Origin of the sequence: Lysinibacillus sp. NPDC093692, from assembly GCF_050280125.1 — a bacterium.
GTDB lineage: Bacteria > Bacillota > Bacilli > Bacillales_A > Planococcaceae > Lysinibacillus.
In genome coordinates, this window is record NZ_JBNNUW010000043.1 from 1 (window position 1) to 19,805 (window position 19,805).

Here is a 19,805-nt window from a genome sequence, read left to right on the forward strand (position 1 = left end):
TGATGTCCAAAATTTTGTTTCGTTCACTAACTAAAGGTTAGCTACTGAAAACTTTATTGATTACGTTTTGCTTGTTCAGTTTTCAAGGTTCATTTTGTTGCTGTTTTCTCAGTAGCAACTTTTATATAATATCATGTCGTAAACTCGATGTCAACAACTAATTTATTTAATGTAGATGTTGTTTTCAGTAGTTATCTTAACGACTTTTATAATATTACACCCATAATTCAAAAAGGTCAACACTTTTTCTGATAAAATTTTATACTTTTTCATTTCATTGAAAAGCTTCCTATATAATAATTGATTTAATTCAGTTTAATTCTTAAGCGTTCCAACTAAATCACACTTATTGAAAGGTGATTAAATGAGAAGTACATTGTCTTTTCACGATTATAAGTGAACGACTTTTTTAAAAGAGAAGTTAAATGTAAGTATAAATTAAACAAAAAGACTCTTTCCTTTTGATGTAATTCCATTAATACTAATAGATGACCACTATGCGAAAAGGAGTTATGTAAAAATGTCCTATATGAACAAAGATCTTGCTCGTACATTAGAACAACAACATAAGCGAAGTGTTAGAGGTTTGTTTTTAAAAATCCAAGACTTAAATAATAATTGTACATTATTAAGAAAACGACTTGAACTACATATCGATTTAGCAGTTTATAAGCATGCTATTGATTATGTCAATCAATTCGTTTCCCATACAACCATCATCAACTTGAAATTCATTACAAATACACAAAATTTAGAAGTCGTTGTGTTACATACACTTTTATTAACGTATATAGTAGAAAACGAAGATTCGTATACTTTTGAATATGAACATAAATTACTCCAAGGGTATATTCATGAAATATTTGCGTTAAACGATCATGCCAAAGCACTTTATACAAATCACCAGGAAAAGATGCTTCATTATATGGAATCTCAACCAACATAAAAAGACGATCTTCGTAGCGCATTACTACTAGATCGTCTTTTATTTTATTTATTTTCGTCTATTAAACCTTTAATAATCATTGATCGAACTGGTAAGAACTGCTCTCCTGTATCACCATAAGTGAGAATGACACCATCACCTTCTTGTAAATAAATCGCAAGTGGTTCTGTTTCCGAGCTTACCAAATAGTTTTCTCCATTATTAAGTAATAATGATACAACTGTATAGTCACCAAGACGTTCCTTGTAGACGCGAAGCACCTTTCCACTTACATTTTTCTCTTCAGCCTTTGAACTTCCTTCTACTGTACTTCCTCCACGACTTAAGGCTGTCTTATATAATTTCAAAGCCTCTTTAGGAGTCGGCGCATAAACGGAAATTTCAGGATTTGCCGCAGATACAATGAAATAATTTTGTAAGAAACCATTTGAATCAAGCACCGCAGTTAGCCAGCTAGCCTCACCGTAAAAGTTATACAACACTGGCATTTCTCCAGACCATTTCTTCTCTATAAATTTCTTCTCAATAATTTGCAAGTTACCTTGTGAATCCATATAAGAAGCGTCTAAATTTCCAGTGTAATAAGTTGCTTGACCTGTTCGGGCATTTGTTAACGAATAGCCAAGCATTGAATCGACACCTTCTTTAGGGCTCGTAAAGTCTGTGAAATAATACATATCGCCCTTCTCATCAAAAATTGGGCTAACATTTGCCTCTGTTCCCTCATCTGAAGGAAGTTTCACATCTTTCTTACCAAACTTACTATTCCAAAATCCGTGTACATAGTTACCGAAATAACTATTTTGTAAACTTACTGTCTCTGGAGAAACCGCTCCATCAATAAATTCTGGGACATCCTCCAGCTTGATCACTTCCGACTTTCCTGATAGCGCATCTACAAGCACGATCCCTTTTACATCAAAGCCATTACGTGCTGAAATAAATTCACCATATGAACGGATGTAGTATGGTTTACCTTCATCATCTATTTCAAGTTGAACATCCCCGCTAAAAATAAGGAATGGATGTTGTAAACGTATATGACGCTCTAAATTTGAGTTTAAATAAGCAGACGGTACATACTTCATTTCCTGCTCAACAAATTTAGGATTATCCGCTGAATCCGTTGCACTCATTATAAAGTAACCAGGAGTCGTTCCTCCATTAAACCATTTAAAGAAACCAGAAAACTCAACTGGTGCTATATAAACATACTCGCCATTCACTTTTTGAATTTGCAAGCGCCCTAACTCGTAATAACTCGTATTCGGTACTTGCCCGAACGCTTTTTTCATCTTATTACGTGCAAATTTAGGAGGCACACTAGCTGGGGTTTGTGTTTCATCGAATGGTTTTATTTCAACCTTTTCCTTCATTTCAGCTGATTTAAATTTTTCATTCGCGTTCCATAAAGGTGCTGATAATACAAACACCGCAACTACTAAACTAGCTAAAAATAAAACACCCTTTATTTTTCTTTCAGTACCACTTGCAAGAAGTGCGCCGCCTAATGTTAATAATATAATAGCGGGCCAAAAAGCAAGCCAGTTTACATCCATTTTTGTCACATAAACTGTTATGCTAGTAGCTAAAAATCCTAGCACAAATACACCTATAAAGAAGTATCCAATTACCTTTTTAGATCCGTCTTCTCGTTTTTTCGTTATAAGCGGTGTTAATAAAACACTCGCGATTAATCCAATGACTGCCGAAGCTATTAATAGCTTGGTCATTTCGTTCACCCTCTCTTATCTACTGTCCACTTATTTACGGCTACATACTAAAAAAGTTTCATTCATACGATGAGTATAGAAACCCCTTTGTAGATTTCCTTTACAAAAGAATAAAGGAAATTCTGACATAGATAAAGAATTTCAAAGAAAAGGAGATGAGAAATTTGTCTAAAAAAATTTTATTAACATGTATTACTTTGTTTGGTCTTTATTATATTTTTTTCTTTTCCCATATTACAGAAAGCTTGATACTTATCTTTAAAGTCATACCAATGCTGTTAATCATTATTTTAGCCGCTTTACCAAAAAATTTAGGTATTAAAAAGTATCAATTACTGATTATTATCGGACTCGTATTTTGTATGGTCGGTGATTATACGCTACAGTGGTTTCTTATTGGGCTATCAAGCTTCTTAATCGGGCATATTTTTTATATTTTCGCCTTCTTATCTACTAATGAACGACAAGTACCTAACTGGGCGAAGATTGTTTTACTCGTTTATGGGGTAAGTATGGCTGTGTGGATTGCAGGTACAGTGTTTTCATCAGGAGAAGTCGTGCTTGGTATCGCGGTCATTGCCTATATTTCGGTCATATTAACGATGGGTTGGACTGCGATTCGAACAGGTTCTAAATTTGCAACGATTGGGGCTCTACTATTTATCTCATCAGATTCCTATTTAGCTATTAACAAGTTTGTTATGCCCTTACCATTTTCACACGAGGTAATTATGTTGACCTATTACGGTGCCCAAATACTAATTGCGTTAAGCATCCTTCAATATTCCGAAATCCGAAGTAAAGTGTTACAATAATATCAATTATGCCTTGGTATAATTCCGTGACATTTACCAGAGGCTAGCGGATGTTTGAACACCCGCTGAAAGAAGTTAAACATACACACTAGGAGGCCATACTTATGAAAGAACAAGTAATTGAGCGTTTAATTCGTTATGCAAAAATTGATACACAATCTGATTTCACAAGCGAAACAACTCCTTCAACACAAAAGCAATTTGACTTATTGCATGTACTAAAAGATGAACTAGCTGCAATAGGCTTAACTGATATTACATTAGATGAAAATGGTTATTTATTTGCGACACTCGAAGCAAATACAGATAAAAATGTGCCTACTATTGGTTTTCTAGCACATGTGGACACTACAACAGATTTCACTGGCACAAACGTTAATCCACAGCGCATTAACAATTATGATGGTGGAACGATCCAACTAAATGAAAATCTAGCGATGTCGCCAGCAGATTTCCCAGAGCTTAAAAATTATATAGGTCAAACGTTAATTACAACGGATGGTACGACATTATTAGGCGCTGACGATAAAGCTGGTATCGCAGAAATTATGACTGCCATGGAGTACCTAATAAAAAATCCTTCTATTAAACATGGTAAATTATGTGTAGCGTTTACGCCTGATGAAGAAATTGGTCGCGGCCCTCATAAATTTGATGTGGCTGCCTTTGGAGCAGACTATGCTTATACGATGGATGGCGGACCACTTGGCGAGCTACAATACGAAAGCTTTAACGCAGCAGGTGTAAAGGTTGTGACAAAAGGTACGAGTGTACACCCTGGTTCTGCGAAATATAAAATGGTCAATGCTATCACAATGGCGATCGCCTTCCAACATGAAATGCCTACTGATGCCGTACCAGAAAAAACGGACGGCTATGAGGGCTTTATTCACTTAATGGGCTTTAACGGTGCGATTGAACATACTGAGCTTTCTTATATCGTCCGCGATCATGACCGTCAAAAGTTCGAGGCGAAAAAACAATTAATGCTTGAGGCTGCAGCAAAAATTAAAGCTCAATATGGCGAGGATGCTTTAAACATTACAATAGAAGATCAATATTATAATATGGGTGAAAAAATTGAACCTGTAAAAGAAATTGTTGACGTTGCACGCATAGCAATGGAAAAGTTAGATATTACTCCGATTACATTACCAATCCGCGGCGGTACTGATGGTTCACAGCTTTCTTACATGGGCTTACCAACACCAAACATTTTTGCAGGCGGCGAAAATATGCACGGTAAATTCGAATATGTATCTGCGGAAACAATGGAAAAAGCAACACAAGTTATTATTGAAATCGTACAGCTCTTTGAACAACAAGGAAAATAGTAATGAAGAAGGGTTCACCCCCTTCTTCCTATTTTCTATAAACAGATGACTGAATTTTCAAATTAAATAAAGGACTTTGAGGTGACTGTAATGAAAGAAATTGCATTAGGCATTTTTGCCTCTCTTTTTTTTGCTGTTACATTTATATTGAATCATGCAATGGAAATGCAGGGAGGTAGCTGGCTATGGAGCGCATCCCTACGCTATTTCTTTATGCTACCGTTTTTACTTGCAATCGTCTTCTACCGAAAAGGCTTTTCCCAACTATCAGGTGAAATGAAAGCACAGCCTGTAGGTTGGCTTCTTTGGAGCTTTATTGGGTTCGTATTGTTCTATGCCCCACTGACATTTGCAGCAGCATTCGGTCCAGGATGGCTCGTTTCCGGAACGTGGCAATTTACAATTGTCGCCGGCGTATTACTCGCTCCCCTATTTGTTTCAGTAGTAGCCGGGAAAACAGTACGTCAAAAAATACCACTTACTTCATTACTAATTTCATGTGTCATTTTAGTCGGCATTTTACTTATCCAAGTACCACAGGCACAATCTGTTCCATTTAAAAGTTTAATGCTTGGCATTTTACCTGTTGTCATCGCTGCTTTTGCGTACCCTCTTGGTAACCGCAAAATGATGGAAATCTGTGGTGGACGCATCGATACATATCAACGAGTTCTTGGGATGACCATCGCCTCGATGCCCGCGTGGATCATTCTAGCCATTTATGCAATGGCAACGGTCGGGCTCCCTTCAAGCAGCCAAGTCATACAATCATTACTTGTAGGTATAAGCTCTGGTGTCATCGCCACTACTTTATTTTTCATTGCGACTGACCGTGTTCGCGATCATCAAGGCAAGCTTGCAGCAGTCGAAGCAACACAATCAACTGAAATACTCTTTGTCATTATTGGTGAAGTATTGTTACTCGGCATCGCATTCCCAAATCCAATTGCTCTCGCGGGTCTAGGTGTCATCATTGTTGGCATGCTATTACATAGCTACTATACGATGATACTAGGAAAAAAGAGTGCTGTTCCTAGCAGTGGCTCTACTGAAAGATTGGAAATTTAAAAAGTACATTACTAAATGTAATGTACTTTTTTTATTCTAGAGACACTTATATATCATTGTTTTAGATGTTCCTACTATTTCATAATCTTTGAAGCCTAGTTTTTGATACATATTAATGGCCGTGTCATTTTCGAGGTCTACACTAAGTGAAATGGTATTGTATCCTTCATCCTTTGCTTGTATTATTTTATGCATCAGTAAAGTTCCCACTCCTCTCCCTCTTACTTCTTTCAAAACAGCCATTCCTATTTCAGGCGTATTGCCATCGATATAACCATAGCTTTTATTATTGTTATTAAACAACCTATACCAGACCGCACCAACAGTTTTATTTTCTGCATCAACCGCAATCAATACTTTATCTCCCTTTCTCCCCCAACCTTCATGATATTTCCTTATGCCAGGCGCGTTGAGCAAAACTTCTTTTGATGGTTTATTCTCAACAATATGAATAGACTCATATAACATATCTAGAAAGAACTCAAACTCGTATTTATCACCTTCGAAGTTTCTAATATAAAACATGAAATAATCACCCCTCTTTATTAAGGAATATTATATATTAAATTGTAATTTTTGCTATAATTATAAGGAGTTAAATGTTTTTAAATGTACGCACTATATATTAGCATTGATTGGAGTGGCGACTGGGCGACTCCTCGGGGATCAGCGTCACAGATGAGACCCTGGAGCGAAGCGAAGCGGCTCATCGGACGCCCCCAGGAAAGCGCTCAGCCGGAACGGAAATCAACTCGACTTTATGGTGGGGATAATTTCATTTTTAAAGGAATACTTTGAAGATTTATCAGAACATAATCTCATTTTATCGGAACAATTTCAGCTTTTATCGGAATAATATCTCGTTTTATCGGAACAATCACGGTTTCAATCAAAAAAAGACGACTCAGTCACAATGGAATGAGTCGTCGAGAGATTTTACGTTCCCAAAAAATGAGGGGGGTTTTAGGAGCGCTTTATCATGAACTAGCAAACTTCTGGAGAAAAGCAGCTAAAGTTCATCCTCTCTACACTGTATTGTAGACGAGGAATAATCTTTATACGATAATGATAATCATTATCAATTATAAAGTCAACAGAAATCTGAAAATTTCTTAAAGTTTTTTTAAAAATTTCTTCCGCCAAAAGAAATTAATGTCACAATGCCTTCTTCAGCGAGCGACGGTATTGCCATTGCTTTAGCTGAAAATGTAGGAAACAACCTATACAAAAGCCTGCAATTGCTATCGATGAAGCTACAGCAACCATTCCCGTAAAGATATAGCCAACTACCTGCCATTTAAGACAGTAACCTAAAAATCCACCTGCTAAACATAAGCTAGCAATACTGGAATTAAACTTTTGCTGCTGCGCATCCTCTGGTATATATGTAGATGGTGTCTTTTTTAGAAACAGCTTCCCTACTCGAATAATAGGATTAACATTGCATAATACACCAAGTAAATTTGCTATTAATGGAATTGCTAAAATCCAAAAGATGCCTGATATCCACGTTAGAATGACGCTTATAAGAATCGTCCATTGATTGAGTCGAACGAGCGGCCTTGGAATTGCATGAGGCTGTGACATTTAAAAACCTACCTTTCAGATATGTTTAATACATTTTACTATATTGCAATCCATTTGTGAAGCAAAAATGATTAATTTATAATAAACGTAACAGATGATTGAAAGAAAAGGTGATGACCATGCCAGCATTAACGATGGATCAAGTTCGACAATTGAATTCCTATAGCATTTATACGACAGAACCAAAGCGGACATTATTTACATTAGCTGATATACATAAAGACTTTTACCATCCTGATTTTTTAAACCTGATGATGGGTATTACAGATGCAGCAACGGAAACAGCCGCTATTTCTCACTTTGCACGCCGCTACGGTATGTTTTTTGCTATGCAACTTTACATGCTCGCCGCCTATGATGAGGTTTGGAACGGTAAACCGATCGAGCTTCGTTTTGATGCAGCAAAAGAATTCGACAGTTTTACAGTTGCAATGTTTGTTAACCCAAACGATTGGCGCTATGTCGAGGAGGAAGAACGTCAAGCCGTTATTGAGAAGATTCTATATGATGGGCACGTTATCGTTCAGCAGCTTCGTAAAGTAACATCTATTTCCCCTCTCACTATTTGGGAAAACTTCTTTGGATATTTACTTTGGCACTATCATATATTGCTTTCTAATCCTGGTCTTGCTGATCAAGCAATGGAGGATATTGAAACTTTAGAGGACCCTAAAACATGGGCTCGTTTCTCCAACAAATCTTGGTGGGCCCAATACACAGGAGGTCAAAGCCCCACTAATTTAGTGAACGTCCCAGTACGAAAATCATGTTGTTTTTCTAAAGACATCCCTGGTTTAATGGCTTGTGGCTTTTGTCCGATTAAATAAAAAAGCCTTACCTCTCATATTAAAAAGAATCCAGTTTGATCAATCTTTTATTCAAACTGGATTCTTCTTTTTATTTTTGTAGCTAATATTAACTTTTTTACTATTACTAAAAAAAGTTAAAACTTTTCCCAATCTGAGTCGTCTCTTTAGTGCGCGATATCTTACGGAGGATCAAAATGATTAATCAAAATCCATTTGAGGTGATCGAAGAGATTTACGAGGAGCATTACACATATTTGCGGAATTTTTTAATTGGATTAACTAAAAGTTATGACGTAGCCGATGACATCATCCAAGAGTTATTTGCAAAAATCTTAACAGATCCATTAAAAATTCAAGAAGTTACTTTTATGAAAAGTTGGTTAGTAAAGGTGGCTAAAAATACACTTCTCGATCATTACAAAAAAAGAAAACCCGAGCTGTTTCATGATGAAAGTGTAATTGAAAACTTATTAATTGATAATCAAACACCCGAATCAAAGGCAATTATAAATTCCCAAATTATTACTACTTTAGGTTATTTATCGACGAGTGATAAGGCCATTTTTTTAGCAAAGTTTCATTATGGTTATGATTACCAAGAAATAAGTACACTTTTGAATATACCTATCCCTACATTAAAATCCAAAATATTTAGGATGAGAAAGCAGATGGCTAGAAAGAGGTGAAAAAGATGGAGGATTCTCAAAAGATTCATATTCTTTCGCGGGAGTTAATCTCTGTATTTGATGAGTTAGAACAAGAGACAAAAGAAGTAGTTTTGGAACATATCCAAGACTGCAATGAGTGTAAGCAATTATTTAATGAATTAGCTGAGGGAAATTATCCGATGTTAGAATTGAGTGAAGAAGTAGAAATAAAGCCATTGAAGAAATTAGTTCAGTTTAATCATGGCCTTAAGTGGTTATTTATTTCCATTAGAGCGCTCATTTTATTTTATATCCTATATTCCTCTTTCCATTTTTACAACTGGGAACTGTCTGCTGATGCGGCCATTGAATATATCAAAAGTGCCACTTTCCTGTTCTATTTCCCAGCAGCTATTTTTTTAGCAGTATTCACGATGACCTTCTTTACCAAAAGATGGGTTTTATTCTCAATTCTTTTTGATTTAGGGATTATATTTTTTTTAGACACATTGATATCGATTTTCTATTAATACATGGGGTGAACGAAATGGGAATGATAGTTTTAGTAGGTTTCATTTTAGGGGCAAGTATTTTCCTTTTTACTTTAATAGCTTTGAAAAAAACAGGAAAGTTCTACTTGGCTCCAATTGTAACATTTTTAATTGCTGTGCTTACTGTCCTATACGGATTATTCAAAGTGGGAGGCTTTGAAGGGATGGGTTTTGGAATTATTGGAGTAGGCATTTTGACAGCTGCCCTAGGCGGGACGTTATTACTTCCTTTCATGAAAGGTATAAAACAGTCTGAATTTAATAAAGTGGATAAATCAATTTTATTGATAGTCCCAGTCCTTATTTTTGCTATTATTGGTTGGACGATTACTTCAAATAAAGGTTATTGGGTCAATGAAGAAGGTGTTATAGAGGCTGGTAACGATACTTCCTCCTACTACGAGGTATCTACGATTTCTGAAGGAATGAAACAAATCCATATTCAATTAGGCGAGAAATATGAAGGAAAGCGTCTGGAAGTAAAAGATGTAAAGACCATAGGGAACACTGAAATCACAGTTAAAGTTGTCGATAAGGGAAATGCAAATGAGGGGCTCCCATTTATAGAGATAGGTCTAAATAAAATTGTTGAGCCGTTAGTGGTCCAAACAACTGATGGAGAGATAATCAATTCTAAATCTATTAACTAAAAAAACTACTTTAATGTAGTATAGTTATATACCCTACCTCGAAAATTAATCAATTAACCCCGTCCTAATTCAGAACGGGGTTGTGTTTGTTCGAGCCTTTAAAATTAAATAACTTTATTGTTTTTTAATCGTGGCTATAATACTATTTGGGATCAGCCGGTCACTCATACTTGTGATGAGAAGATTGACGCCAAGCCCGCTAAAAGCGCCAACTCACAGCTTAATTTATATATTATTCTTTTGCCGATAAGGTAAGGCTTTTTACTATTATTTATTTTTCATAAACGACGAACCAATCATCTTGATCCTCATACATAGAAGTACCTGTATAACCCTGTTTCAAAAGCTGTTGCTGACCAGCCGTATCATCCATCGAAATCGTCATCTTTTCTGTAAAGGTTGGTAACTCTTGTCGCAAGTCTTTATAGAAAACATATCGCAGCTTATCTACATACTTAATTTTCAATCCCTTTACGACTAACCCTTGAGAAAATTTATCTTTCAAGCTAGGGATATTATATGGCTTGACCGTTGAGCATACATAATCATATTTCGCTAAATCAATATGACTCATGACAATTTGGGCTAATGTTTTTTGTAATCCGTAGCCACGATATGTCGGTGAGACATTCGATATTTCTTGGTATAAAACTTTATGAAATTCATCCTCGCCAATCTCACAGTCATAGCCAAGGTGCTCGTCATCGACAGGTGGGTTCAATAGTGCACGAAAGGCGATTAACTCCTCCCCTACGTAAGCACCTATCATCATGCCATTGCCGCTTAAAATATAGTCAAATTCCTCCGTGCTTAATGGCTGTAATATACTTTGGTCTGCTAATGATTCATAAACCTCAAGCTGCAATTTTTCAATTTCTTGCATATGTTGAAGTTTTAATGTTGTAACAAAAAACGGCGTTTCCCCAAGCATACCTTCATAAATTTTCTCCATTTCGCCGCCTCCTTAGTCTGTTACAATTGTTGAGAACTTACATAATTCTTTAAGGATCTCTTCATCTACGTCGACACCTAATCCTGGTTTTTCATTTAAACAGATAAATGGAACATCATAGTGTAAGTTTCCGACATCCTTAGAGAACTTTAATGGACCTGTTAATTCTACACTTGTCATTATTTTTTTAGAGAATGCTACGTGGAAGCCAGCTGATGAACCAACGGATGATTCTACCATTGAACCGATTTGACATTCAATGCCTGCCATTTCAGCCATAACTGCTAGTTTCATAGCAGGATAAATGCCACCGCATTTCATTAATTTAATATTAACTTTATCTGCAGCACGCTTTGCGATAATTTCACGCATTTCACGTACACCGCGAAGTCCTTCATCAATCATTAATGGAACATCAGATTTTGACTTCACCTCTACCATTCCATCAATATCTTCACTATCTACTGGCTGTTCTAACCAATCGATATTCAGATCTTTCAATGCACGTAAACCTTGTAATGTAGTGGACGCATTTCTCCAACCTTGGTTTACATCTACACGAATAGCAATGTCCTCACCAACGCGTTCACGCACCGCTTTAATACGAGCAACATCACGAGTTACCTCTGTTCCTACCTTCATTTTAAATGATTGATAGCCCATTTCTACACGATTAGCCGCCTCTTCTGCCATAGCCTCAGGTGTTCCAATACTCAATACATGGGTAATCGGGAATTTCTCGTGATAACGTCCACCTAGTAGTTGGTACACTGGAACTTGCAACACTTTCCCTGCAATATCAAAACAAGCAATGTCAATCGCTGCTTTTGCTGCTGGGACATCTTTCACTACTTTGTTCATCTTATCGTGAAGCTTTTCAAAGGCCATTGGATTTTCTCCAATGATTGCAGGAGCAAGCTGGTTTTTTAATAGCGCGTATGTGCTCTCCCACGTCTCCCCTGTTACGTGTTCATCTGGCACAGCTTCACCGTAGCCTACAATACCTGTGTCTGTCGTAACCTTCAAAATAATAGAAGGCATCGTATCATATGTAGCATAACTGATGATAAATGGATCAATAAGTGGTAAATGGATTGCAAAAATTTCTACTTGTTGGATTTTCATTTTTATCAGTCTCCTGTATAATATAGTTGTCGCTAATACGTCGCTAATTATCGAAAAAATATAGAAGAAAAGGAACGTGCCTATGTCTACTAAAATAGCGGTTATCTGCTCTAAAGCATTTATGAAGCGTATAAATAGTATCGCACAAAACATAGAGAATATTCAAATAGATTTTTATCTTTACAAGCAACCTACAGAGGCACCCGTTTTGTTAAAGGAAATTAAGCCATGTGATGCACTTTTATTCGGCGGAACGTTGCCCTATTTACATGCCCAGTCCGCACTATCAGAGATGCCAATACCTTGGAATTATATAAAACAAGACGAGACGGCAATTTCCACAACCTTATTATCGCTTGTAGCGAATCATGCGGTACCTTTAAATAGAATTTCCATCGATGTTATGAATCCAGCTATTGTCGAAAATGTTTTAACAGAAATAGAGTATTTTGGTCCAAAACCATATATACAGGCTATTTCTATCACTGAACCTACTCAATCTATAATGCAGCATCATATCGCTTTATGGGAGGCTAACAGCATTGATTTTGTCATAACAAGTATTCATAGTGTGTTTGATGAATTACAAGTTCTTCAAATACCCGCAATGCGCATGTTAGATGCAACTAACTCCATTATCCAATGCCTAGAGGAGACGAAATCTCAATCACTTCTTACAAAATCTGAATCTGTGAAAGCTGCCGTTGGACTATTAGAGGCTTCTGAAAATAAACCTATAGACGATAACATGCTCACGCAAATCACAGCAATTACGCATTCAACTTATAAAGAAATTTCACCGTATTCTTTTGAACTATATACGACAGCTGGGCATTTGCAAAAGGCCCTCGAAAAAGAGAACTTACAGAATTTATTACAACAAAGCGATCAGTCGTTTAAGCTAGCATTTGGGTATGGTCACTCTATAGTTGAGGCTAACCATAATGCCAAGAATGCATTAACATTTGCTAAACCCTGTGAAATTTATATACTCGATGAGCATAAAAACTTGCTAGGTCCATTCCCGAAATCAGAACTAAGATTAGCTTTAAAAACAGATGATCCATACGTTTTACAAATGGCAAAGCAAACAAGCTTAAGTCCATTAAATATTTCTAAAATCATTCATTTTAGCCGGGAGCGCCAAACAGCTCAATTTACATCTCATAATCTTGCAGAATACTTACAAGTTACACGCCGCACAACAGAGCGCATTATTAAAAAATTAGTGGATAATAGCTATGCTAAAGTAGTTGGTGAAGAAATGCCTCACCAACAAGGTCGCCCACGTACAATTTACGAATTGAACTTTGCAGTCTATTGAAAATAAAAAACTCTCGCAGATGCTTTTGCATCCGCGAGACTTATCAGAAAAGAGAGGATTTTTAGCCTTCTAGATTTAGTCAGCCATGACCATATTAGAATCATTTAGTTCTTCCTCTTTTTTGCGATTCTCTGCTGCTTCCATTTCTTCAGGTGTCAGCTTAACAATCGCAAATCCGATATATGCATAAAAAATTGAAATAATAGGCACTAGGAAGTTAATAATTGCATATGGCGCGTATTCCATTGCCCCTACACCTAACGTCGCTAAAATAAAGACTCCACAAGTATTCCATGGGAAGAATACAGAAGTTAGTGTTCCCCCATCTTCTAACGCGCGAGATAAGTTTTTCGAATGTAAGCCACGCTCTCGATACACATTCGCAAACATACGTGATGGTACAACAATTGAAATATACTGCTCAGAACATGTAGCATTTGTTGTAATACATGCAGCAATCGTTGAAGCAACTAAGCTTCCTGTAGATTTGGCAAATTTCACAATGACATCCATAAGTGCTTTTAACATGCCAGAATATTCCAACACCCCACCGAATGTCATAGCCACAATCGTCATTGAAACCGTATTCATCATCGAATCTAAGCCACCACGGTTAAATAGGTTGTCCACCATTTCATTGCCAGTTGAAATAACAAATCCTTCTTGTAAAGCATGTACAGCCATTGTAGGTGTACCGCCTTGTACGAAGATTTGTAGTAAGAATCCTGAGATAATTCCGACAACTAAGGCTGGAATCGCAGGCACTTTTTTCGCTACTAATACAATTACACCAACTGGTACAAGCAATAACCAAGGAGAAATAACAAAGCTTTCCTCCATTACTTTTAATGTTGTTAAAATGCTTTCTGATTGCATTGAAATATCCGCGAAGCTTCTTCCCATAATTCCAAATACAACGGTTGCAATGACTAAAGCTGGAATAGTCGTATAAAGCATGTGCTTAATATGATCAAATAAGTCGGTACCTGTTAAACCTGCTGCGAGGTTAGTAGTATCCGATAATGGTGACATCTTATCACCAAAATATGAACCCGAAATAACCGCTCCGGCAATCATTGCTGCAGGGATCCCCATACTTAAACCAATACCCATTCCAGCAACACCGATTGTAGCCATCGTTGACCATGAGCTACCAATCGCCAATGAAACGATTGAACATAACAGCATGATTGTTACTAAAAACCAAGCTGGAGAAATTAATTTTAAACCAAAATAAATCATTGTCGCTACGACACCGCCGCCAATCCATGCGCCGATTGTCAAACCTACTAAAATAATAATTACAATTGCAGGTAAAGCTAGACGTATCCCCTTATACATCATTTCCTCAATTTCCATCCATTTAAATCCATGCATTTTGGCAACTACTGCTGCTACAGTTGTTCCGATAATAAGTGGTACGTGAGGACTTTGCTCTAACACAACTACTGTAATTAACATAGCTATAATCATTATTACAAAAGGCAGAAGTGCCCAACCAGCATTAATATCTTTTTTCATGAATCCATCCCCTTTTTTTGCACCAGTTGCCAAGCTTGGTTGTCAAAGACGCAAATAATTTTTTACGTTTTTTAGCATAATATTCAAAAAATTAAAAGTCAACGCAAAAAAATTATGCTTCTCGAGCAATTCCGACTATTTTTGCGCAATAAAACGCTTTCAAATAGCTATTTAGGGCAATGCGGAATATTCATATATTTCGATAAAAAAGAAAATAAAAAGGAACTCTATCAAAAGAATTTTGATATAGCTCCCTCTCACATTCATTATTCGTATTCAGGTTTTTTTTCTAACACACAAGCAAGTACTTTCGCACCGTCCATTAATGCACTTCTTTCAAAAGTCATTTTTGGATGATGCAATCCAGGCGATAAGTTGGCCCCAATACCAACCATTGTTGCTTTTAATTCAGGTTTTTTCACTGTGTAAAAATGGAAATCATCACTTCCAGGTGTTGTGATTTCCCCTGCTAGATGCTCTTCCCCAAGTGTTTCAATAATTGCGTCTTTAGCCATACGTGCGGCAATTGAAGAAACTTCAGCACCAGGTGTAAAGTCTATCCATTTCCAGTCTATATCAATCTCAAACTGCTGTTGGATAGATTTTAAGCCAAATCCAATACGACTACGAAGTAACTCTAGTTGGTTATTATGTTGCGCTCGAATATCCATCGAGAAGCTCGCAGTGCCTGGAATAATATTCGTGCTACCACCATCCGCAACAATCTTCGTTAGCTTTGCAGAATGAGGCTCGAAAGGTGATAAATGTATGCTATTGAGCATTTGTTGTATGGCCATAATCACATCAATTGCATTTTTCCCTTGGTGAGGTCTAGCACCATGGGCGTCTGTGCCTCGAATTGTTCCTTCTAAAAAATAGGCTGCCCCGTGATGAACCGCAGGCGATACCTTGCCAAGTGGTAGCTCTTCAATTGGTCTTAAATGAACTCCAAATAAATGCGATACACTATCAACCGCTCCTCGCTCAAAGGCAGCACAAGCTCCATTCCCAAGTTCTTCAGCAGGCTGGAAAATAAAACGAACACGATGTTGCAATGGTCGATCTTTCAGCAGTAATAAAGCACCAAGTACCATCGTTATATTGGCATCATGACCACATGAGTGGTTCGCTTGCCATTTCCCATCTACTTCCTGCCATAATGCGTCTATATCTGCACGTACAGCGACAATTTCATCACCTGTACCAATTTCAGCAATTAGCCCTGGAACATCTCCTAACAACCGATAGGATACGCTTAACTCATCTAAAATCGACGCGATCTTTTTTGTCGTCTCGAATTCCTTCCAACTGACCTCTGGGTATTTATGAAAATGTTCAAACCATTGGTAAATCGTTTCCTCTAACACTGCCTTTGACATAACCACACCTCTATACGCATTTTTGTTTCCCATTATACATGAAACGAATTCATAAAAAAAAGAGGACAATAACTTTAGTTTTCCGTTCTGGCTGAGGGCGTCCGAGTAGTCGCCCTCAGTTGATAAAGACTGAAATTATTCTGATAAAAGCTAAGTTTGTTCCGATAAATCCAGAAAATATTCCGATAAAATTTATAATTGTTCCGATAAATCTTCAAAGCATTCATCTAAACCAACAGAGGTTGGTCACGAAGAGTATATATTTCTACAAATACTACTCCCAACTTTTATGTAATAAAAGCAAAGGACTGTGTTAAAAGTAATTTCTACCTTTAGCACAGTCCCTCAAATAAATATTATAAACTTGTAAAAAAACCTTCTGGATATTCTTCATAATGTACCATTGTTAGTTGCTCCTCATTTTTTTCCTCTTCGATATTTAGCTCCAATTCCTGATCCATTAGATACGTTTCAAATTTTGAGTTAAAAAATTTGTTCATTTAAACACCTCCACAATAAATTTAATTGAATTTTCTGATAAAAGAATTATACAATGACCTTTGCAGAAAAAGCAATAAACGATGCTCATTATGCATAAAAAATATGAAAACGATCTACTTTTTAGATTATTATTCAAACAAAAAAGGGATGTATCAGAAATTATGATACATCCCCTATATGGTAAGACTTATAAACCAAGTGCTCGGTACATAATCGCCGTAAATTCTGCACGCGTTAAGGTTTCATTTGGTCTAAAATTGCCGTTTTCATCGCCTTGTGCGATGTTATGGTCTGCTAAAGCGGCAATATATTCACTCGCCCAGTGTGACGGGGCAACATCTTTGAATGTACTATTGCCATCTGGCGTTAAGCCAAATGCGATCACCATCACTTTTGCCATTTCAGCACGTGTTATAGAAGCGTTTGGTCGGAACGCTCCATTTGAATCGTCCACGATACCCGCTCGTTGTAGTCGTGTAATTTGTTCATAATTCACATGACTTTTAGGAACATCCGAAAATGATTCAGCGTCTCGAATTGGTGCTGGTTGTAACGCACGGTCAATCATAAGCACTATGTGTTGACGTTGAATCCTATCATTTGGTCGGAATGTGCCATCTGGATAACCTATAATAATGCATCGATTGGCAACTTCTTTAATCATATGTTGTGCCCAGTTATGATCAATATCCTTGAAAGTAATGTCACAACCACGGCTTTCCTTCATCCATCGCGCATATAATGTTAAGTCTTCTGTGACTACATCTTTGTCAAAATCCCATGCTTTTGTGAAATTTTTATTTTTATACCAACCAATAAATAGGTTGCCTTCCTTCTTCGGATTAGAAGGTGGTTTCACTAAAGCTTTATAGCCAAGCTTTTGGGATGGAATTTCACTGCCTCCGTCGGAATCAAACGTCACTTTATAGTCCTTTGTCCACTTCGCATACAACGTGATGTCTGCCGTTACCTTATCTTCTGCAAAGTCCCATACATGGTTAAGCTCTTTATCTTTATACCAGCAATCAAATTGATAGCCGTCTTTCACTGGAATAGTTGGGGTTTTCACGAGGTCGTTAAAGTCAACCGTTTGTGGCGGCACATCACTTCCTCCATCAGCGTCAAAAGTGACTTTATATTTTGTTGATCCCTCACCCGATCCGCCGCCTGAGCCTCCGCCCGACGTATAATCCTTTGTCCATTTCGCATACAACGTAATATTTTTTGTCACTATATCTTTGTCAAAATCCCAGCGTTCTGACAATATTTCATCTTTGTACCAGCCGAAAAATAGTTTGCCTACCTTCTTTGGTTCAGCAGGGGCTTTTATTGTGACGCCACCAGGGCGTTCTACAGATTGAGATGGTACTTCGCTCCCTCCGTTAGAATCAAAAGTGACGATAAATCCCGGCGTCCATTTCGCATATAGTATGATATCTTTTTTCACCACATCTTGATCAAAATTCCATACCGTTGTTAAATCTTCATCTTTATACCAACCTTCAAATGTATAGCCTTCTTTTACTGGAGCGGTAGGGACTGATGTTAATTCTCCATATACTACCGGTTGAGTTGGAACTTCGCTTCCTCCATTGGCATCAAACTTGACAAACATTCTCCACTTAGCATAAATAGTCATTGGTTTCGTTACAGAGTAATTCCAAATTTTTGTATGATCTTCATCTTCCCACCACCCGATGAACCATTTCTCATTCTCCTTATACGGAGCAAATGGATAATTCTGTTTATCCCATTGGAATTCATGTTCTCCATGAAAGATTACAACATCTAATGGATTTGCTTGAAATGCTTTCTCTCCTATTGTTATCACGTTTGATGGAATGTCTACTCTTGTTAATTGATTAAGAGAAAATGCAGAACTTCCTATTGTTGTCACGCTTGATGGAATGTCTACTCTTGTTAATTGATTATCAAAAAATGCTCTGGATCCTATCGTTGTCAGGTTTTCATTGAATCCTACACTTGTTAATTGATTCATAGCAAATGCATAATCTTCTATTGTTGTCACGTTTGATGAGATATCTACTCTTGTTAATCGATTCATAGAAAATACCTCTTCTTCTATCGTTGTCACCTTTGGTGGGATTTCTATACTTGTTAATTTATTCGTAGCAAACGCCTTTGCTCCTATTGCCGTCACACTTGATGGGATGTCTACACTTGTTAATTGATTAGAATGAAATGCCCATGCTCCTATCGCTGTCACGTTTTCGTGGAATTTTACACTTGTTAATCGATTATTCCAAAATACAGTGCCTCCTATTGTTGTCAGCTTTGGTGGAATTTCTACACTCGTTAATTGATTATTATCAAATGCACCGTTTCCTATTGCTGTCACGCTTGCTGGGAAGTCTACACTTGTTAATAGATTACCAGAAAATGCTTTTAATCCTATCGTTGTCAGGCTTGAGTTTGAAGGGATTTTTATACTTGTTAATCGATTATATTGAAATGCTCTCTCCCCTATCACTGTCACACTTCCAGGGATTTCCACACTTTCTAATCGACTTTCATAAAATACTTGTTCTCCTATCGTTGTCAGGCTTGAGTTTGAGGGGATTTTTACACTTGTTAATTGATTATTATAAGCAAATGCTCTAAATCCTATCGTTATTACGCTTGACGGAATCGTTACACTTGTGAGCTGTTTTTGTTGAAATGCGTACTGTCCTATTTCTATAACTGGTTTACCATTGATTTCATTGGGTATGACAACATCTTTTGTATTTCCGTACCATTTTACAATGGCAACACCATTACCACGATCTACAATACCAAAATCATCGGCAATTTTGGGTACATTAGTCATCCCTTCATCGTTCAAAGAAGTATTTTCATCCTC

General features: G+C 37.0%; 18 protein-coding genes. 9 read left to right on the top strand and 9 right to left on the bottom strand.

Annotated elements, in window-relative coordinates; translation table 11 throughout:
* Nucleotides 1–520 precede the first annotated feature (520 nt).
* The gene (locus ACQKN4_RS24670) at nucleotides 521–946 is read left to right on the top strand and encodes a hypothetical protein (RefSeq protein WP_079564229.1); all 426 of its coding nucleotides are present in this window, start codon (nucleotides 521–523) and stop codon (nucleotides 944–946) included.
* 44 nt (nucleotides 947–990) lie between these two features.
* Here ACQKN4_RS24670 and ACQKN4_RS24675 read toward each other — a convergent pair whose 3' ends face one another.
* Nucleotides 991–2,679 carry a hypothetical protein gene (locus tag ACQKN4_RS24675; RefSeq protein ID WP_427485139.1) on the bottom strand — a complete coding sequence of 563 codons (1,689 nt, stop codon included), beginning with the start codon at nucleotides 2,677–2,679 and terminating at the stop codon, nucleotides 991–993.
* Between the two features lie 155 nt (nucleotides 2,680–2,834).
* Here ACQKN4_RS24675 and ACQKN4_RS24680 point away from each other — a divergent pair, with 155 nt between their 5' ends.
* The 3 genes from ACQKN4_RS24680 (at nucleotide 2,835) to ACQKN4_RS24690 (ending at nucleotide 5,896) form a co-directional block, all read left to right on the top strand.
* Complete coding sequence (locus tag ACQKN4_RS24680; RefSeq protein WP_427485140.1) at nucleotides 2,835–3,494, top strand: lysoplasmalogenase; 660 nt, start codon at nucleotides 2,835–2,837, stop codon at nucleotides 3,492–3,494.
* Nucleotides 3,495–3,598: 104 nt separating this feature from the next.
* Nucleotides 3,599–4,828 carry a peptidase T gene (pepT, locus tag ACQKN4_RS24685; protein ID WP_427485141.1) on the top strand — a complete coding sequence of 410 codons (1,230 nt, stop codon included), beginning with the start codon at nucleotides 3,599–3,601 and terminating at the stop codon, nucleotides 4,826–4,828.
* 90 nt (nucleotides 4,829–4,918) lie between these two features.
* The gene (locus ACQKN4_RS24690; RefSeq protein WP_427485142.1) at nucleotides 4,919–5,896 is read left to right on the top strand and encodes a DMT family transporter; all 978 of its coding nucleotides are present in this window, start codon (nucleotides 4,919–4,921) and stop codon (nucleotides 5,894–5,896) included.
* A gap of 36 nt (nucleotides 5,897–5,932) precedes the next feature.
* Here ACQKN4_RS24690 and ACQKN4_RS24695 read toward each other — a convergent pair whose 3' ends face one another.
* Both ACQKN4_RS24695 and ACQKN4_RS24700 read right to left on the bottom strand, forming a co-directional pair.
* Nucleotides 5,933–6,421: an N-acetyltransferase family protein gene (locus ACQKN4_RS24695; RefSeq protein ID WP_427485143.1), complete on the bottom strand. Its 489-nt coding sequence runs from the start codon at nucleotides 6,419–6,421 to the stop codon at nucleotides 5,933–5,935.
* A 630-nt stretch (nucleotides 6,422–7,051) separates the two neighbouring features.
* Nucleotides 7,052–7,483: a DUF4395 domain-containing protein gene (locus ACQKN4_RS24700; protein WP_427485144.1), complete on the bottom strand. Its 432-nt coding sequence runs from the start codon at nucleotides 7,481–7,483 to the stop codon at nucleotides 7,052–7,054.
* Between the two features lie 119 nt (nucleotides 7,484–7,602).
* Here ACQKN4_RS24700 and ACQKN4_RS24705 point away from each other — a divergent pair, with 119 nt between their 5' ends.
* From ACQKN4_RS24705 to ACQKN4_RS24720, 4 genes are all read left to right on the top strand, one after another.
* On the top strand, nucleotides 7,603–8,310 hold the full coding sequence (locus ACQKN4_RS24705; RefSeq protein WP_427485152.1) for a Fe-S oxidoreductase: 708 nt from the start codon (nucleotides 7,603–7,605) through the stop codon (nucleotides 8,308–8,310).
* A gap of 176 nt (nucleotides 8,311–8,486) precedes the next feature.
* Nucleotides 8,487–8,978 (top strand): RNA polymerase sigma factor, encoded by a 492-nt coding sequence (locus ACQKN4_RS24710; RefSeq protein ID WP_079564250.1) that lies wholly within the window; start codon nucleotides 8,487–8,489, stop codon nucleotides 8,976–8,978.
* Nucleotides 8,979–8,983: 5 nt separating this feature from the next.
* Entirely contained in the window at nucleotides 8,984–9,469 is a 486-nt protein-coding gene (locus tag ACQKN4_RS24715; protein WP_427485145.1) for a hypothetical protein, read from the top strand.
* A gap of 17 nt (nucleotides 9,470–9,486) precedes the next feature.
* Nucleotides 9,487–10,140: a hypothetical protein gene (locus ACQKN4_RS24720; protein ID WP_427485146.1), complete on the top strand. Its 654-nt coding sequence runs from the start codon at nucleotides 9,487–9,489 to the stop codon at nucleotides 10,138–10,140.
* A gap of 271 nt (nucleotides 10,141–10,411) precedes the next feature.
* On the opposite strand, the gene ACQKN4_RS24725 is transcribed toward ACQKN4_RS24720, so the two are convergent.
* Both ACQKN4_RS24725 and ACQKN4_RS24730 read right to left on the bottom strand, forming a co-directional pair.
* A complete protein-coding gene (locus ACQKN4_RS24725; RefSeq protein WP_427485147.1) occupies nucleotides 10,412–11,092 on the bottom strand; it encodes a GNAT family N-acetyltransferase in 681 nt (226 codons plus the stop codon).
* Between the two features lie 12 nt (nucleotides 11,093–11,104).
* Nucleotides 11,105–12,217 (bottom strand): mandelate racemase/muconate lactonizing enzyme family protein, encoded by a 1,113-nt coding sequence (locus ACQKN4_RS24730; RefSeq protein WP_427485148.1) that lies wholly within the window; start codon nucleotides 12,215–12,217, stop codon nucleotides 11,105–11,107.
* Between the two features lie 82 nt (nucleotides 12,218–12,299).
* Here ACQKN4_RS24730 and ACQKN4_RS24735 point away from each other — a divergent pair, with 82 nt between their 5' ends.
* The gene (locus ACQKN4_RS24735; protein WP_427485149.1) at nucleotides 12,300–13,541 is read left to right on the top strand and encodes a hypothetical protein; all 1,242 of its coding nucleotides are present in this window, start codon (nucleotides 12,300–12,302) and stop codon (nucleotides 13,539–13,541) included.
* Nucleotides 13,542–13,616: 75 nt separating this feature from the next.
* Here ACQKN4_RS24735 and nhaC read toward each other — a convergent pair whose 3' ends face one another.
* From nhaC to ACQKN4_RS24755, 4 genes are all read right to left on the bottom strand, one after another.
* Nucleotides 13,617–15,062, bottom strand: coding sequence for a Na+/H+ antiporter NhaC (gene nhaC / locus ACQKN4_RS24740; RefSeq protein WP_079564266.1), 1,446 nt, complete (start codon nucleotides 15,060–15,062; stop codon nucleotides 13,617–13,619).
* A 266-nt stretch (nucleotides 15,063–15,328) separates the two neighbouring features.
* Complete coding sequence (locus ACQKN4_RS24745; RefSeq protein ID WP_427485150.1) at nucleotides 15,329–16,441, bottom strand: amidohydrolase; 1,113 nt, start codon at nucleotides 16,439–16,441, stop codon at nucleotides 15,329–15,331.
* 356 nt (nucleotides 16,442–16,797) lie between these two features.
* Nucleotides 16,798–16,941 carry a hypothetical protein gene (locus ACQKN4_RS24750; protein WP_170939077.1) on the bottom strand — a complete coding sequence of 48 codons (144 nt, stop codon included), beginning with the start codon at nucleotides 16,939–16,941 and terminating at the stop codon, nucleotides 16,798–16,800.
* Nucleotides 16,942–17,129: 188 nt separating this feature from the next.
* On the bottom strand, nucleotides 17,130–19,805 hold a 2,676-nt coding region (locus tag ACQKN4_RS24755; RefSeq protein ID WP_427485151.1), incomplete at its 5' end, for a leucine-rich repeat protein.